This is a genomic window from Streptomyces sp. NBC_00637 (assembly GCF_045161545.1).
In the GTDB taxonomy this organism is placed as follows: Bacteria; Actinomycetota; Actinomycetes; order Streptomycetales; family Streptomycetaceae; genus Streptomyces.
Genome location: NZ_CP109046.1, coordinates 1,010,018 through 1,026,480, shown reverse-complemented (window position 1 = coordinate 1,026,480; position 16,463 = coordinate 1,010,018). Strand labels below are relative to the sequence as shown.

Annotated in this window: 15 protein-coding genes; 5 read left to right on the top strand and 10 right to left on the bottom strand. The window is 72.4% G+C overall.

Features of this window, described 5'->3' with window-relative positions:
• The first annotated feature begins 32 nt into the window (after window positions 1-32).
• A complete protein-coding gene (locus OG440_RS04420; RefSeq protein ID WP_406005502.1) occupies window positions 33-893 on the top strand; it encodes a TIGR02452 family protein in 861 nt (286 codons plus the stop codon).
• Here the strand turns inward: OG440_RS04420 and OG440_RS04415 are convergent.
• The 4 genes from OG440_RS04415 to OG440_RS04400 form a co-directional block, all read right to left on the bottom strand.
• A complete protein-coding gene (locus tag OG440_RS04415; protein WP_171400962.1) occupies window positions 878-1,324 on the bottom strand; it encodes a type II toxin-antitoxin system PemK/MazF family toxin in 447 nt (148 codons plus the stop codon). The two genes, OG440_RS04420 and OG440_RS04415, sit on opposite strands and share 16 nt — an antisense overlap.
• Window positions 1,325-1,367: 43 nt before the next feature.
• Window positions 1,368-2,879: a flotillin family protein gene (locus OG440_RS04410; protein WP_406005501.1), complete on the bottom strand. Its 1,512-nt coding sequence runs from the start codon at window positions 2,877-2,879 to the stop codon at window positions 1,368-1,370.
• 154 nt (window positions 2,880-3,033) lie between these two features.
• On the bottom strand, window positions 3,034-3,252 hold the full coding sequence (locus OG440_RS04405; protein WP_406005500.1) for a hypothetical protein: 219 nt from the start codon (window positions 3,250-3,252) through the stop codon (window positions 3,034-3,036).
• Window positions 3,253-3,278: 26 nt separating this feature from the next.
• Window positions 3,279-4,700 (bottom strand): amidase, encoded by a 1,422-nt coding sequence (locus OG440_RS04400; protein WP_406005499.1) that lies wholly within the window; start codon window positions 4,698-4,700, stop codon window positions 3,279-3,281.
• Window positions 4,701-4,948: 248 nt separating this feature from the next.
• Between OG440_RS04400 and OG440_RS04395 the strand changes: the two genes are divergently transcribed.
• The gene (locus OG440_RS04395) at window positions 4,949-6,337 is read left to right on the top strand and encodes a glycoside hydrolase family 43 protein (RefSeq protein ID WP_406005498.1); all 1,389 of its coding nucleotides are present in this window, start codon (window positions 4,949-4,951) and stop codon (window positions 6,335-6,337) included.
• 127 nt (window positions 6,338-6,464) lie between these two features.
• Here OG440_RS04395 and OG440_RS04390 read toward each other — a convergent pair whose 3' ends face one another.
• Entirely contained in the window at window positions 6,465-7,586 is a 1,122-nt protein-coding gene (locus OG440_RS04390; RefSeq protein ID WP_406005497.1) for a PP2C family protein-serine/threonine phosphatase, read from the bottom strand.
• A 116-nt stretch (window positions 7,587-7,702) separates the two neighbouring features.
• Complete coding sequence (locus OG440_RS04385; protein ID WP_406005496.1) at window positions 7,703-8,158, bottom strand: MarR family winged helix-turn-helix transcriptional regulator; 456 nt, start codon at window positions 8,156-8,158, stop codon at window positions 7,703-7,705.
• A gap of 167 nt (window positions 8,159-8,325) precedes the next feature.
• Here OG440_RS04385 and OG440_RS04380 point away from each other — a divergent pair, with 167 nt between their 5' ends.
• A complete protein-coding gene (locus OG440_RS04380) occupies window positions 8,326-9,783 on the top strand; it encodes an MFS transporter (protein ID WP_406005495.1) in 1,458 nt (485 codons plus the stop codon).
• Between the two features lie 122 nt (window positions 9,784-9,905).
• Here the strand turns inward: OG440_RS04380 and OG440_RS04375 are convergent, their stop codons facing one another.
• Window positions 9,906-10,895, bottom strand: a complete 990-nt coding sequence (locus OG440_RS04375) for a helix-turn-helix domain-containing protein (RefSeq protein ID WP_406005494.1) — start codon at window positions 10,893-10,895, stop codon at window positions 9,906-9,908.
• A gap of 139 nt (window positions 10,896-11,034) precedes the next feature.
• On the opposite strand from OG440_RS04375, the gene OG440_RS04370 reads away from it, so the two are divergent.
• Window positions 11,035-12,360, top strand: a complete 1,326-nt coding sequence (locus OG440_RS04370) for a TerD family protein (RefSeq protein WP_406011248.1) — start codon at window positions 11,035-11,037, stop codon at window positions 12,358-12,360.
• 19 nt (window positions 12,361-12,379) lie between these two features.
• Here the strand turns inward: OG440_RS04370 and OG440_RS04365 are convergent, their stop codons facing one another.
• On the bottom strand, window positions 12,380-13,354 hold the full coding sequence (locus OG440_RS04365; RefSeq protein WP_406005493.1) for an alpha/beta hydrolase: 975 nt from the start codon (window positions 13,352-13,354) through the stop codon (window positions 12,380-12,382).
• Between the two features lie 237 nt (window positions 13,355-13,591).
• Here OG440_RS04365 and OG440_RS04360 point away from each other — a divergent pair, with 237 nt between their 5' ends.
• Window positions 13,592-14,608 (top strand): TerC family protein, encoded by a 1,017-nt coding sequence (locus OG440_RS04360; RefSeq protein ID WP_406005492.1) that lies wholly within the window; start codon window positions 13,592-13,594, stop codon window positions 14,606-14,608.
• Here the strand turns inward: OG440_RS04360 and OG440_RS04355 are convergent.
• Both OG440_RS04355 and OG440_RS04350 read right to left on the bottom strand, forming a co-directional pair.
• A complete protein-coding gene (locus OG440_RS04355; RefSeq protein ID WP_406005491.1) occupies window positions 14,598-15,554 on the bottom strand; it encodes an FkbM family methyltransferase in 957 nt (318 codons plus the stop codon). The two genes, OG440_RS04360 and OG440_RS04355, sit on opposite strands and share 11 nt — an antisense overlap.
• Before the next feature lie 258 nt (window positions 15,555-15,812).
• The gene (locus OG440_RS04350; protein WP_406005490.1) at window positions 15,813-16,376 is read right to left on the bottom strand and encodes an NAD(P)H-dependent oxidoreductase; all 564 of its coding nucleotides are present in this window, start codon (window positions 16,374-16,376) and stop codon (window positions 15,813-15,815) included.
• Window positions 16,377-16,463: the final 87 nt, after the last annotated feature.

Here is a 16,463-nt window from a genome sequence, read left to right as displayed (position 1 = left end):
CGCACGGCCATGGAGTCCACGGGGGTGGCGCCATGAGCGCGCGGCTGCGCGGCATCGCGCGGGAGACGCAGGACATCGTCGCGGCGGGCCGCTACCGCGCGTCCGACGGGCGGGAGGTCCCCCTCGCCGCGGCGATCGAGACCGCCCGCACGCGGACCCGGATGGTGGGACCGGGGCCGGTCGACGTGCCGGCGGAACCGCCCGTCGACTCCGCGTCGCGCGCCCTCGCCGGCACGTCGATCGAGGTCACGGGCGAGAGCAGCCTGGAGGCGGCCCGCCGGCTCGCCCCCGCGGGCCAGGTCGCCGTACTGAACTTCGCCTCCGCCCGCAATCCCGGCGGCGGCTACCTCAACGGGGCGCAGGCGCAGGAGGAGGCCCTGTGCCGGGCCTCCGCGCTGTACACGTGCCTGCTCGGCGCCCGGGAGTTCTACGACCATCACCGCGCCCACCGCGACCCGTTCTACACGGACCGCGTCATCCACTCACCGGCCGTGCCCGTCTTCCGCGACGACCGGGGCCGGCTGCTCGACGAGCCCTACGGCGTCGGATTCCTGACGGCCGCCGCCCCGAACGCGGGCGTGGTGCTGAGGACGGTCCCGGAGCGCGCGTCCGAGCTGCCGGACGCGCTGGCCGTCCGCGCCGAGCGGGTCCTGGAGACGGCCGCCGCGCACGGCTACCGGCGTCTGGTGCTCGGTGCGTGGGGCTGCGGGGTGTTCCGCAACGACCCCGCGCAGGTGGCGGGGGCGTTCCGGACGCTGCTCGGCCCCGGTGGACGGTTCGAGCGGACGTTCGAACAGGTGACGTTCGGAGTGCTGGACCGGACGCCGGGGAGTGTGGTCCTGAACGCTTTCGCGAGGGTGTTCGACCGGAAGGTCGCTCAGGTCCAGCCGTAGCGTTCGTGCAGGCGGTGCCGGACCAGGTTGAACCGCATCCGGTCCAGGGCGCAGGCCTCGCGGCGCATGCCGTCCTCGTGCAGTCGCAGGACGCGGTCGACGTCCACCCAGGAGTCCCGGCCGGACCGGTCCCAGGGTCCGCCGCCGATCGGCACCCACTCGCGGTCGCCGTCGTGCCGCTTGCTCGACAGCTGCACGGCGAGGAAGGTCCCGCCCGCCTCCCGGGCGACGACGAGCACCGGGCGGTCCTTGCCCCGGCCGTCGTTCTCCTCGAAGGGCACCCAGGTCCACACGATCTCGCCGGGGTCCGGGTCGCCGTCGTGCGCGGGGGAGTACTCGGTGCGCACCCGGCCGACCTCGCGGGGGTCGGCCTCGGTGGTGGCGGAGGGGCCGGAACGGCCCGGGACGTCTTCATCGGTAAACGCGGTCACGGGGGCACCTTAAGCGTGCCCCCGTGACCGCGTCGTCAGCGGGTCACTTCTCCTCGACCGGCACCCGCTGCGCGGGCGGGCCCCCGATCCCGTTGAGCGGCGAAGTCCCGTTCGCACCCTGTCCGTTGGTGCCCTGCCCGTTCACGGCCTGGCCGCTCTGGCTCATCGAGGCGAGCAGCTGACGGGCGAGGCCGAGTCCGGTGCCGCCCATGGTGAGCGCCTTGGCGAACACGTCCGCCATGCCGTCGGCCCCGTTGAGCAGCACCATGTTGTCGACGTTGCCGAAGGCGGAAGCGCCCGCCTTCACGATCTCCGGCCAGTTCTCGGCCAGTTGCTGGGCGACGACCGCCTCCTGGTTCTCGGCGAGGGCGGCGGCGCGGGCCTTGATGGCCTCCGCCTCCGCGAGTCCCTGCGCCTTCGCCGCCTCGGCCTGGGCCAGACCCCTGGCCTGCGCGGAGGCGGCCTCGGCCTCACCGGTGGCCCGGGTGGCGGCCGCGCTGGCCTCACCCCGGGTCCTGGTCGCCTCGGCCTCGGCGCCGGCGGCGGCCTTGATCCGGGTCGCCTCCGCGGCGGCCGCGAGTTCCGTCTCCTTCGCCTTGGCCTGGGCCGCCGAGATCCGGGCGTCGCGCTCCGCCTCGGCCAGCGTGCGCTTCTCGTAGGCCTGCGCGTCCGCCGGTTTGCGGACGTCCGCCTGGAGCTGCTGTTCGCGCCGGTGCGCCTCGAGTTCGGCGACCCGTGTCTCCTGGACGACGACCTCCTGCCGGGAGGCGGCGTCGGCGAGGGGCCCGGCCTGACGGGCCCGCGCGCCCGCCTTGTCCCGCTCGGCCTGGTAGCCGGCCTGGAGGATCTCGCTGTCCCGGGTGGCCTCCGCCATCCGGGCGAACGAGGCCTGCTCCGCCTCCGTGGCCAGCCGGTTCGCCTCCGCCTGCGCGATGCGCGCGTCCCGCTGCACGGCCGCCGCGTGCGGCATCGCCATGTTCTTGATGTAGCCGGTCGGGTCCTCGATCTCGTGGATCTGCAGCGAGTCCACGATCAGGCCCAGCTTCTCCATCTCCGTACCGCAGGCGGCACGGGTCTGACCGGTGAGCTTCTCCCGGTCGCGGATCATGTCCTCGACCGTCAACCCGCCCACGATGGACCGCAGATGACCGGCGAAGACGTTGTGCACCCGCTCCGACATCAGCTTCTGCTGGTCGAGGAAACGCCGGGCCGCGTTGGCGATCGACACGAAGTCGTCGCCCACCTTGAAGATGACCACGCCCCGTACCTTGAGCGGAATGCCCTGGTGGGTCACGCAGTCCACATGCAGTTCGGTCTCGTTCAGGTCGAGCGACAGCTTGCGCACCACCTGCACACCGGGCATCACCATCGTCCCGCGCCCCGTGACGATGCGGAAACCCATGCCCGCCTCGAGGCCCTCCGTACGGTGGTTGGAGCCGGAGATGACGAGTGCCTCGTTGGGTTCCGCGACGCGCCACATCATCTTGAACAGACCGATCAGAGCGAGGACGGCGACAACCGCCACCCCCGCAACGACGCCGACAACCATCGGCATACGCCCCCTTTTGATGGTGCCCTTTCGGCACCGAACGAAGGGAGTCTGCGCCTGCCGGGGTCAGGGTTGAAGACGACGGCGCATCCTTGTTGCAATCTTGACGCTTACGTTCCCGAAGACGTACAGAGCGGCTCTCACCTGCGCCGGGGCAGGCTCAACTGTCGTACGCCCGGGTGACGTAGACCGTCCTGGGGGGCAGGTGCTCCACCACCATCACCACCGTGCCGCACTCGATGTGGCCCGAGCCGTCCGCCGGATGCGCCAGGAAGTGTTCGGCCCCGCCACGCACTCTGACGATCACCTCGCCGACGAGCCCGGGCCCGATCGTCCCGGTGACCCGCCCCATGAGCCCGACCATCGACGCATCGTCCATGGTCACAGGGTACGGGCGGAACCCGCTCATCCGGCCGGGGAGTCCGCGACCGCTTCCCGCGGCCAGTGCTCGTGCCAGCGCAGCTCCGCCTCCAGTTGGGCGGCGAGCGAGATGAGCAGCGGTTCGCTGTTCGCCGGGCCGAGCAGCTGCGCCCCGACCGGCAGCCCGCCCGGCGTGAAGCCGGCGGGGACGTTGACGCCGGGCCAGCCCAGCACGTTCCACGGCCAGGCGTAGGGGCAGGCGGCGATCATCGCGCGGTCGGTGGCGAATCCGCTCAGGTGCAGCATGGCCCCGATGCGGGGTGGGGGAGCGGCCGTGGTCGGCGCGAGGACCACGTCGTACGTGTCGAAGAAGCCGCCGATACGGCGGTGCAGGACGGCCTCCGCGCGTCGGGCGGCCCGCAGCGGGACCCCGCCCAGCAGCCGGCCCAGCCGGGCGGCGCCCCGGGTACGCCGGTCGAGAAGCGCGGGGAAGGGGGCCTCCGCGACGCGTTCGGCGATGCCCGCGGTGGCGCGGGGCACGAAGGTGAGCCCGATCTGCCCGTACGGCGGGTCGGCCTCCTCGACGGTGTGCCCCGACGCGGCCAGCCTCTGGGCGACTTCGAGGACCCGGGCGCGCACCTCGGGGCGCAGCCGGGCGGGTACGGCGGTGAACGGCGGCTTCAGCGACAGCGCGATCCGCAGCCGGCCGGGGTCACGGCCCGCCGCCGCCGAGGCGTCGACGGCGGGCGGCCGGTGCGGGTCGTGCGCGTGGTTGCCGCTCGCCGCGTCGAGCAGCAGCGCCGCGTCCGCGACCGTGCGGGCCAGCGTGCCGTTGACCGTGATGCCGTGGAACGACTCGCCGCGCGGCCAGGTCGAGACGCGGCCGCGCTGCGGCTTGATGCCGACCAGGTGCGTCCAGGAGGCGGGGATGCGGACCGAGCCGGCCCCGTCCGAGCCGAGCGCGGCCGGCACCAGCCCCGCCGCGACGGCGGCCGCCGAACCGCCGGAGGAACCGCCCGGGGTGTGCTCGGTGCTCCACGGATTGCGGGTCGCGCCGAAGGCCGGGCCCTCGGTGAACGGCCACTGGCCCAGCTCGCAGGTGTTGGTCTTGCCGACGATCACGGCCCCGGCCGCGCGCAGCCGCCGTACCGCCTCGCCGTCCTCCGTGACCGCGGGATGCGTCCCCTGGCAGCCGAAGGCGGTCGGTTCGCCCGCCACGTCCATGTCGTCCTTGACGGCGACGGGGACGCCGAGCAGGGGCCGCCGGTGCCCGGCGGCCAACTCCCGGTCGGCGGCGTCGGCTTCGGCGAGCGCGGCCTCGGCCCGGACGATCCTGAAGGCGTTGAGGGTGCCCTGGCTCGCCTCGATCCGGGCGAGGGTGCGCTCGACGAGCGCGCGGGAGGACACCTCGCCCTCGGCCAGCGCGCGGGCGGTGGCCGTCAGTCCTGCGGCACGGTCGGGTGTCATGCGGGGCACCTCCGGGACGACGATGTCTACCGCACGGTAACGTCTGGCGGCCCGGCGGCGGAACGGCACGCGGAGGGCGGGCGTTCGACCACCCGCACCAGGGGTGGCGGCCCGCCCGCCACAGACCTCCCACAGGCATCGTCCGTTCCTGCGCAAAGGATTGACGTGTTCCTGCCTCGCCCCTACCTTCTGATCGACTTTCCGAACTCTGTTCGGAATTTCGAACCTTGAGCCGTAGGAGAGCCGCCATGACGACCCGTCCCCCCGCCCCGTCCCGCCGTGCCCTGCTGCGCGCGATGGCGGTCCTGCCCGCCACGGCACTCGTGCTCGGCGAGCTGCCCGGCCTGCTCGGTACGGCCCTGGCCGCCGCGCCGGCCGCCGGATCGGCCACCCGGTACACCATCGTGCCGTTCCTCAACAGCGACGACGGAACGGTGAACGTCTACCAGTCCGACGACGCCACCGACTTCCGGCTGGTGCAGTCCTCCGCCTACACCCCGCCGAGCAACCGCATCCGCGACGCGAGCATCTTCAAGCACACCAACGGCTACTACTACATCACCTACACGACCCACACCTGGCAGGACGCCAGCACCACCATCGGCTTCGCCCGCAGCTCCGACCGGGTCAACTGGACGTTCCTGTACGACTACACCGTCCCGATCGCCAATCTCTCCCGCGCCTGGGCGCCGGAGTGGTTCGTCGACAGCGACGGCAGCGTCAACGTCATCGTGTCCTGCTCGGTGACCAGCGACGAGTGGATCTTCACCCCGTATCTGCTGAAGGCCACCAACACCGCGCTCACCGCCTGGAGTTCACCGGTCGCGCTGTCGGGTATCGGGTCGAACCACATCGACACCTGCATCGTGAAGGTCGGCTCGACCTACCACGCGTTCACGAAGAACGAGACGGCGAAGTACATCGAGTACGGCACGGCGTCGAGCCTCGCCGGCCCCTACACGATCACCAGGACCGGCGACTGGGCGGGCTGGGGCAGTTACCGCGAGGGCCCCTCCGTCATCCAGCTCGACAACGGCGCCTGGCGGATCTTCTTCGACGGCTACGGCGACGGCAAGTACTACTACAGCGACAGCTACGACTCCTTCGCCACCTGGAGCGCGCCCAAGGCGCTGCCCGGCATCTCCGGCACGGCGCGCCACTTCACGGTCATCAAGGAGACGGTGACCGGCGGCCCCACCCTCACGAAGAACGCCACCCGCTCCCTGCGGTCCGGCAACTACACCACCCGTTACTGGCAGGAGCAGTCCGCCCTGCTCAACCTGCCCGTGGTCACCAGCGCCTCCACCACCGCCGAGAAGCAGGCGTCCACCTTCACCGTCGTGGCCGGTCTCGCCGACGCGAACGCGTACTCCTTCCGCGACGCCGCCGGCAACTACCTGCGCCACTACTCCTTCCGGGGCCGTTTCGACGCCAACGACGGCACGGCGTCGTTCGCCAAGGACGCCACCTTCATCGCCCGGACGGGATCGGCGAGCGGTTCGGTCCGCTTCGAGTCGTACAACTACCCGGGCTACTACCTGCGCCACTACAACTACCAGCTCCGGGTGGAGCAGTCCGACGGTACGGACCTGTTCCGCCAGGACAGCTCGTTCGTGGCGTCGACCGCCTGGGCCTGAGCCGGAGGGCCGGGCCCCGGCGGCGGGGCCCGGCCCGGTGGTGCGTGCGCATCCGTGAGCATGTGCGCGGCTGAGCGCGCGGCGTGGGACGGGCCGTGGGCCGGCCGGCCCGTGCCGGCGGCCGGGCTCAGCGACGGGGTGAGCGGCGCACGGTCAGCACGGCGACGTCGTCGTGCGGGCGGTCCGACCCGGCGTACGCGCGGGCGTCCTCGTGCAGTGCCACGGGCAGCTCGGTGGGGGAGAGGTCCAGGTGCTTCATCAGACGCTCGTCGACCGGGTAGAACGCGCCGTCGGGGGCGCGGGTCTCGGTGAGGCCGTCGGTGGTCAGCACCAGCGTGGAACCGGCCGGGAACGCGAACCACTCGACCGTCGTGGGTTCGGCGGCCAGTTCGGCGAGCCCGAGCGGGGCGCCGGTGTCCACCGCCGGCGTGGTGACGGCGCCGTCGTGCACCAACCGCGCCGGAATGTGACCGCAGTTGACGACCTGTGCCTCCGGGCCCGCGTCGACGCCGATGACGAGGGCGGTGACGAACCGCTCGTCGTCGCCGCTCTGTTCGGCGTACGAGTTGTGCCGCACGACCGAGGCGTCCAGGACGTCCACGAGCGCGGTGAGCGTCGGCTCCCGGTGGGCCGCCTCGCGGAAGGCGCCGATGACGGCGAACGCGGCGCCCACGGCGGCCAGCCCCTTGCCCTGCACGTCCCCGATCAGCACGCGCGTGCCGAAGGGCGAGGCGACGACGTCGTAGATGTCGCCGCCGACGAGCCGGTCCTCCTGCACGGGTTCGTAGACGCCGTTGACCAGCACGTCGTCGGTCAGCAGGGGCAGGGGGTGCAGGATGTGCCGCTGCATGGCGGCGGCGGTGGAGCGCAGCCGCAGCATCTCGTGCTCGCGCGCGATGCGCCGGTGACAGGCGTAGACGGAGGCGGCTCCCAGGCCGAGGGTGAGCAGCACCAGCAGCGCCCGGTCGAGCCACCGGCCGTTGTCGTCGGCCCGTACGAGCACGGTGAGGGTGACGAACAGGCTGGTCCACGCGGCGATGAACTTCGTCTGCTGGACGGTGCACAGCGCCGACGCCGTGCCCGGCAGGAAGACCAGCAGTCCGAGAAGCCACACCTCGGACCCGGACAGGACGCCGAGCACCTCCACCAGGACCGTCACCGACAGCACACCGGCGACCGTCTCGGCGTTGCCCGGCGGCTCGATGGCCTCGAGGGTGTCGGTGGGGCGTGTCCGACGGGGACCGGTCATGGGAACTCCCGCGCAGCTGGTGATCTCTCTGTACTGTAGACAGATCGTCGGCGCGGGCGGGGGTGCCGTCGGTCGCGGGGTCGGCGGACCAGCGGGTCAGGAGAGCGGCTACGCCGTCACGGGCGTGGCCAGGGGCGGCCGCCGATGGCCTCGATCCCGTAGTTGAAGCGCCGCAGATAGCCCGCGAAGGCGGCGATGTCCTCGTCCGGCCAGTCGGTCATCACCTGGTCCAGGATGTCGACGATCCCCTCGCGCTCCGAGTCCAGCAGGCGGGCACCCTCGTCGGTGAGACGGAACTTGCGGGCCATCCCGCCCTCCGGGTCGGGGATCCGTTCGATGAGCCCCGCCCGCATCGCCGCCGCCGTCTGCCGGTTCAGCGTGGAGGCGTCCAGACCGAAGGCCTCGCTGAACTCCCCGATCGACATGGGTCCCTGGACCCGGATCCGGCTGAGCAGGATGTAGGCGCTGCGCTCCATGTGACTGTTCTTGCGACGGCCGCCCCCCTGGTTCAGGAACGTGTGGCGGCTGAGCAGCATCTGCTCGTACTCGACCTCGTGCGTCGGCGTCTCCATGTTCCCGGCCTCCTGCTTCCGTGCGCCCGCACCATCCTGGCACATCGCTGTGCACGACCCACAGCATGTGCTTGATACATACGACATGTACGATGCACATCCTCCGCGTCCCGCACGCAGATCCTTCCCGCGGACCTTCACCGCACCTTCCAAGTCGAGGAGTCCCCATGGGCGCCCCCGCTCTCCAGCCCACGGCACGCCCAGGTGCCGTGATCGCCACGCTGGCCTTCGCCGGCACGACCGCGGCGATCATGCAGACGCTAGTCACCCCCCTGATCGCCGAGCTGCCGCAGATCCTGGGTACCTCGTCCTCGAACGCGGCCTGGGTGATCACGGTCACCCTGCTGGTGGCCGCCGTGTGCGTGCCCGTCGTCGGCCGCCTCGGCGATCTGCTGGGCAAGCGCCGGATGCTGCTCGCCTGTTCCGTGCCGCTGATCGTGGGCTCGGTGGTGTGCGCGTTCGCCTCCGACGTCGTGACGATGATCGTGGGGCGCGGACTCCAGGGCATGGGCATGGGCATGGTGCCGCTCGGCATCGCGCTGCTGCGGGACGTCGTGCCCGCCGAGAAGCTCAGCGGCTCCATCGCGCTGGTCAGCGCCTCCATGGGCATCGGGGGCGCCATCGGCCTGCCGCTGGCCGCAGCCGTCGCCCAGTACGCGAACTGGCGTGCGCTGTTCTGGGGCTCCGCCGCCCTGGCCGCCGCCGTCGCCGTCCTGATCTTCCTGCTCGTCCCGGACGTCCCCGCCGGCGCCAAGGGCCAGCGCTTCGACCTGCCCGGCGCGATCGGCCTCGGCATCGGACTGGTCTCGCTGCTCGTCGCGGTCTCCAAGGGCGCCGACTGGGGCTGGGCCTCGGGCACCACGCTCGGTCTGTTCGCCGTCGCCGTCGTCGCCCTCCTCGTCTGGGGCGCGTGGGAGGTGCGCACCACGGACCCGCTGATCGACCTGCGCACCACGGCCCGTCCCCGGGTGCTCCTCACCAACCTCGCCTCGGTCTTCATCGGCTTCGGCATGTACGCGAGCATGCTGGTGATGCCGCAGCTGCTCCAGTTCCCGGAGGCCACCGGCTACGGCCTCGGCCAGTCGATGCTCGCCGCCGGTCTGTGGATGGCGCCCGGCGGCCTGATGATGATGCTGATCTCCCCGCTCGGCGGAAAACTCACCAACGCCCGCGGCCCGAAGTTCACTCTGGTCTGCGGCGCCCTGGTGCTGGCCGCCGGCTACTTCGTCTCCCTGGCGCTGATGGGTTCCGCCTGGGGCGTCATGGTGGTCACGCTCATCACCAGCGGGGGTGTGGGTCTCGCCTACGGCGCCATGCCCGCCCTGATCATGAGCTCGGTCCCGCTCACGGAGACCGCCGCCGCCAACGGGTTCAACACCCTGATGCGTTCGCTCGGCACCTCGATCGGCTCCGCCGTCATCGGCGTGATCCTCTCCCACATGACCACGACCATGGGCGGCCACACCTTCGCCTCCGAGGACGGCTTCCGCACCGCGCTCCTGGTGGGCGGCGCACTGGCGCTGATCTCCGCGGCCATCGCCGCCGTCATCCCCGCAGCCCGCGCCGCGGGGGCCGGCCAGGACACGACCGACCAGGCCGCCGCGCCCGAGCAGGCCAAGGTCTGACACGGACTCCGGGGTCCGAGACGGACACCGGAGTCCGGGACAAGCACGGAGCCCGGGACGGACACCGGAGGGGGCGGCCGCGTGAGGTCGCCCCCTTTCGCCTGCGCGGGGGCGTCGTCACGTCAGGGCCGTGCCAGCCGCCGCATCGTGAGCGCGAGGTGCAGCCGCAGCCGGCCCTGGGGCGTGCGCACCGGCCACCCCAGAAGATGCTCGGCGTGGGCCAGCCGGTCCTGGAGGGTGGAGTGGTGGACGTTGGCCTCGGCCGCCGCCGACCGCAGACTCGCGGTGGCCGTCACGGCGTGCAGGGTGGTGAGCAGCCAGGGGGAGTCCGCGGCGGCCGCCTCGACCGCGAGGACGTCCGCGGGGGGTTCGGCCCCCGGCGCGACGAGGTCGGCCAGCAGGGCGATGCCGCCCAGTTCGTCGGCGTACACGACACGGGGGCCCGGGTCCTGCGCGGTGCCGTCGGCGGTGAAGCGGAGCGCGGTGCGGGCCGCGTCCCAGGAGCGGGGCAGGTCCGGCACGGGCACGGCGGGTCCGACACCCACCCGGCCGGCCGGCACCGCGTCCCGGGCGTCCGCGGGCAGCACCCGGGGCCGCCCGCCGGGCGTGGCCAGGGCGCGGGCCGGGGCGCCGGGGACCAGGCCGAGGCGGCGGGCCGCGTGCAGCCGGGCCGGTTCGGCGGCCGTGGCGTCGAGCAGCGTCTCGACCAGGGCGGGATCGTCGAGGTGCGCCCGTCCGCGGGTGCGGTCGAGTACGACGCGGGCCGCGCCGGCCGCCCGTTCCAGGATCACGGCGTCCACGACGCTGGGCGTCGCACCGGCACGTTCCAGCCACAGCGCGGGCGGCCCGTCGGGCGTCAGCGCCGTGCACGGCCAGTCCGGGGCGGGCGGCAGCTCCGTGTCCCGGCGCGTGCCGTCGGGTTCCACCCGGACCCGCACCCGCCGGCCGGTGTCGACGAGCCGTGCGGGCACCCCGGCGAGCACCGCGGCCCCGCGCACCAGCGCCTCCACCCCGGCCCGGGACTCGGCCAGCCGGTCGAAGTAGGCGATGACCCGCACGGCGGCGCCGGCGTCCGGGTCCAGCGCGGTCAGGCGCCCGGCCAGCTCTTTCATACGGCCATCATGCGCCACCCGGACGCCGACGCCGAGGGGTGCGGCCACCACTTCCGGTCAGGAACCGTCATCGGCGGTCGGTTCCGGGCGCTGTATGACACAGTGGCGAAAAACTGACGGACCGTGTGGGGTGGGCGAGATGCCGGAGCTCGGCAAGGGCGGGAACACGGCGCTGGGGGCCGGACCGGTACGGGTGGAACTGACCGCCGAGGGCGACCCGCTCGACCTCAGCGCCCTGCTCGTCGCCGCAGACGGCCGGGTCAGATCCGACGCCGACCTGGTCTTCTACAACCAGCCCTCCGCCGAGTCCGACGCCGTACGGCACCGGCCCGCCGACGCCGGCGGTCCCGAGCGCGTCGAGGTGGACCCGGCCGCGCTGCCCGCGGACGTCGACCGGGTGGTCCTGGTGGCCAGCTGCGACCCCGACGACCCGACGCGTACGTTCGGCGGCGTCGGGAACGTCCGAGTGCGGGCCGTGCGGGACGGCGCCGAAGCGATCGTCTTCCACCCGCCGGCCCTCACCGGCGGCGAACGCGCCGTCCTGCTGACCGAGCTCTACCGCCGCGGCGACACCTGGAAGCTGCGCGCCATCGGACAGGGCTACGCCGACGGACTGGCCGGCCTCGCCACCGATTTCGGCATCGACGTCGCCGAGGAGGAGACGTCACAGCCGCCCGAGCCGTCGGTCGTGGAGCTCCCGCCCGCCCCGGCGCCGTCCCCGCCGAGCCTGGTCAAGCCGCCCCTGGGGCGGATCAGCCTGGACAAGGGCGGCCAGGTCGCGCTCAGCCTGGACAAGGCCGACCGCGGCCTCCTCGTCACCGCGACCCTGGAGTGGGACGGCGGCAGCGAGCAACGCCGCAGGGCCGGCGCCGACCTCGACCTGTACGCCCTGTTCGTGCCCGCCGCGAAGGCGCTGCGCGGACCCGACGCGCCCGGCACCGTCGTCAAGTCCCATGTGCCGCGCGGCGAACCGCTGCGTCCCGGCGCGGCGGCGCCGTCCGCGGACCCACCGGCGACGGGAAAGAAGCGGAAGAAGGGCGCGACGCACGACGCCGTCTACTACAAACGTCTCGGCTCCTTGACCGAGCACCCGCACATCCGGTTCGACGGCGACTCCCGCGTCCCCGGCCGGGAGGTGGTGCGGATCGCGCGTCCCGACGAGCAGGGCTACGTCCTGCTGTGCGCCTACTCGGCGGTCGGCAACGGCGCCGGGTCCTTCCACAGCTTCGGAGCCAAGGTCGTCGTGGACGACGGTCGGGGCTCCACGGTGACCGTCCCGCTCTTCGAGAAGACCAGCACCCGGTACTGGGTGGCGATCGCGCTCGTCGATTTCACCTCGGCGGACGGAGCGGCCATCCGTCACATCGAGGCCTACAGCGCCCGGATGACCGAGCGCCGGCCCGTCCTGCACCCGGACGGCACGATCGAGATGAACAAGGGGCCCGTGGAGTTCAAGCGCCGCTGAGCCCCCTGCCCGCGGACGATCACTCGGCGAGCAGCCTGCGCAGCCAGTCCAGGTGGGCCGCCCGCGCCGACTTCGACAGGGCGGCCTGCGGCGCGAAACCGTCGAAGCCGTGGAAGCCGCCCGGCCAGACGTGCAGTTCCGCGACCCCGCCGGCCTGCCAGATCCGGGAGGCGTAGGCGACCACCTCGTCCCGGAACGTCTCGGCGGATCCCACGTCGAGAAAGGCCGGCGGCAGCCCGGACAGGTCATCGGCCCGGGCGGGCGCCGCGTACGGGGAGACGTCCGGGCCGCCGCGCCGCTCGCCGAGCAGGGCCGTCCACCCGGTCTCGTTGGCCGTGCGGTCCCAGACGCCCAGGCCCGCCATCTGGTGGCTGGAGGGGGTGTCGTTGCGGTCGTCCAGCATCGGGCACATCAGCAGCTGGCCGAGCGGCCGCGGCCCCTGCCGGTCGCGCAGCAGCAGGGCGAGCGCGGCACCGAGACCGCCGCCCGCGCTGGCCCCGGCGAGCACGATCCGCTCGGGGTCCGCGCCCAGTTCGGCGGCGTGCTCCGCCGTCCACAGCAGACCGGCGTACACGTCGTCGACGGGTGCCGGATACGGGTGCTCGGGTGCCAGCCGGTACTCCACGGAGACCACGACCATGTCCAGTTCCCGCGCCCAGTCGAGGACCACGTCCACGCCCACGCGGTTGTTGCCGAGGACCATGCCGCCGCCGTGCACGTGATAGACGAGCGGACGCGGACGATCCGGAGCCGGTGAGGTGGGCCGGCAGATCAGCAGCGAGATCTCGGGGGAGCCCTCGGGTCCCGGCACCGTCCGGTCCTCGACCTCGAAGGCCCCGCCCAGGGTCAGGTCCAGTTCGGCCAGCAGGGCGATCCCGGGCCCCTGACGGACGGCTTCGATGTCCTCCGGGGCGAGCCCCGGCTGGATCATCTCCCGGATGAGTTCCAGGGCGGCGCCGAGTTCGGGGTCGAAGGGGGGCGGTGCGGACGTCATGGGCTTCTCCTCACGCGGAGCGCGGTTGCGCGGCGGCTCGTGCGGCCATGATCGGCCCATCGACCGCCCGTCCGGGCACCGCCGTACGGCGGGAGCTGCCCGCCGTTCGGCGGGTGACAGCCTGCCCCGATCCGCGGCTTGCCAGGTCATGACCTGTTGTTCACCTGTGCGGGGTGGTGGAACCCACGGCGGCCGACAACGATCTTCACCCCCACACAGGTACCAGGAGTCACCACCGTGAACGTCTCCCTCTCCGTCTGGCTGCTGACCGTCGGGGCGCTGTGCGCGCTCGTCGCGGTCGACTTCCTCATCGGCCGCAAACCGCACGACGTCTCGGTCCGCGAGGCCGGGACCTGGACGGTCGTCTGGGTCGCCCTGGCCTGTCTGTTCGGCCTCGGCGTGTTCCTCTTCGGGGGCGGCAAGCCGACGGGGGAGTTCTTCGCGGGCTACATCACCGAGAAGTCGCTGAGCGTGGACAACCTCTTCGTGTTCGTCCTGATCATGGGCAAGTTCGCGGTGCCCTCGCGGTACCAGCAGCGGGTGCTGATGGTGGGCGTGCTGGTGGCCCTGGTGCTGCGCGCGCTGTTCATCGCGGCGGGCGCGGCGATCATCTCGACGTTCTCCTGGGTGTTCTACCTCTTCGGGGCCTTCCTGATCTGGACGGCGTGGAAGCTGATCCAGGACGCCAGGAAGGGCGCGCACGAGGAGGAGTACGAGGAGAGCAAGCTGCTGAAGGTCGTGGAGAGGCGTTTCGGCGTGGCCGACCGCTACCACGGGACGAAGCTGTGGATCGAGCAGAACGGCAAGCGGGTCATGACCCCGATGCTCGTCGTGATGCTCGCGATCGGCTCCACCGACGTGCTGTTCGCGCTCGACTCCATCCCCGCGATCTACGGGCTGACCGAGGATCCGTACATCGTGTTCACCGCCAACGCCTTCGCGCTGATGGGCCTGCGGCAGCTGTACTTCCTCATCGGCGGTCTGCTGAAGAAGCTGGTCCACCTCGGCTACGGTCTGTCGATCATCCTCGGCTTCATCGGCGTCAAGCTGGTGCTGCACGCACTGCACGAGTCCGGCGTGCACGTGCCCGAGATCGGCATCCCCTTCTCGCTCGGTTTCATCGTGCTCGTCCTCGCGGTCACGACCTTCACCAGCCTGCGGGCCTCCGCGCGGCAGGAGCGGCGGGACCGGCAGGAGGCGCAGGAGACGCGGGCGCGCACGGAGGAGGCGGTGGGGGAGGGCTCTACTGCGTAGGGGCGGCGTCCGCGCGCATCAGCACGCAGTCGAACTCGATCACCCGTCCCGTCGTCGCCTCGCGCGTCACCGGGTACATGCCGGTGATGCCGAACCCGGCGGCCTCGTACACCGCGACCGCCTCACCCATGCCGGGACTGCCCTCGTACAGCTTCAGCACCGCGACCTCGGACTGCATCCCCACGAACTCCGCGATCCGCTCCCCGGCCCCGGCGAACACCTCGAGGTCGTAGCCCTGGGTGTCCATCTTCAGGTAGGGGCGCGGATCGGCGATGCCGTCCAGCGCCTCGGCCATGACCTCGTCCAGCCGGCGGACGCGGATCTCCTCGGTGTCGGCCTGGTGGAACCTGCTGTAGCGGCCCTTGCCGTAGTCGCTGGCCGGCAGCAGGGAGTTCATCGTCTTCCAGCCGACGTGGATCTCGGCCGTCGTCTCCTCGCGGCCCAGTCCGCACCGGTGCACCTGCCAGTCGAGGTCGTCCGCCGCGGCCTTCTCGAGCCGGGCGAACGTCTCCGAGGTGGGCTCGAAGGACACGATCCGGCCGGTGTAACCGAGCTTGCGCAGCCGCCGGGCGTACTGGCCGTTGTTGGCGCCGACGTCGAAGACGCAGTTCACGCCGTAGAGCTCCAGCATCGCGGCCACATGCTGGGTGCAGAGGTACTCCGCGGCCGCCAGTTGGAGTCTGCGCTCGTCCTGGCCGCCCGGGGTCTCCATCAGGAGGAGCGCGCCGGTGTCGCCCAGCCGGACGGCGCCGCCCTCGGCGACCTCGGCGGCCTGCGGCCGTGACCCGTCCCGGGTCCGCCGCAGCACCCAGGTGTCCTTGTCCGCGCCGGTCACCCGGTACGCGCCGCCGCGCCGTGAGACCACCGCCGTCCCCGGTCCGAGGTCGGTCACCTGGACGCCGATCCGGGGCATCAGGCCGAGCAGTCGTCGATAGAGGGTCCGCATCTGCACAGCCCTACCAGACGCGGCCGGAGGCGGTCCGGGAGTTGAACGACATTCGCCGATCGGATTGCCGCACGGATACCCGCGGGCCGCTCCGGCCGGTCGCCCTCGACGTCGAGAACGCTCCAGGGCGGGTACGCCGAAAGGGGCCCGGAAACGTCCGGACCCCTTCATGGTGGGCGGCGAGCCGCCTCGCCGCCTCGCCGCCTCGTCGCCCCGACGTTGTGTCGTCGGGCGGTCAGCGCCCGGCGGACCGGGTGGTCAGGCGGCCGCGACCTCGCTCGCGTGGCCGTGCAGACGGGCCACGACCTCGGTCAGCTGGGCGGCGACCTCGGCGTCGTCCACGGGGTGGGTCTCGGCGAAGCGGGTCAGCGAGCCGGGGATGGAGAGCTTGAGGTCCTCGATGACCTTGCCGCCGGCGATGCCCACGGCCTTGCGGGCCTCGTCCTGGGCCCACACGCCGCCGAACTGGCCGAACGCGGTGCCGACCACGGCGACGGGCTTGCCGCCGAAGGCGCCGGCGCCGTACGGGCGGGACAGCCAGTCGATGGCGTTCTTCAGGACGGCCGGGACGGTGCCGTTGTACTCGGGGGAGAAGAGCAGGAAGGCGTCGGCGGCCTGGGCGGCGGCGCGCAGCTTGGCGGCGCCGTCCGGCACGCTGCCCTCGACGTCGAGGTCCTCGTTGTAGAAGGGGATCTCGGCCAGGCCCTCGAAGAGGTCGACGGTGGCGCCCTCGGGAGCGACCTTGACGGCCGCCTCGGCGAGCTGACGGTTGGTCGAACCGGCGCGAAGGCTGCCGACGAGCGCGAGGATGCGGACAGACATGGGTACTCCCGGAGGCTGAAACATTGCGGTAACGAATACGGACCGAGGTCCGTTTATTGTTCTAGCACTCTAACCGGACCGCGGTCC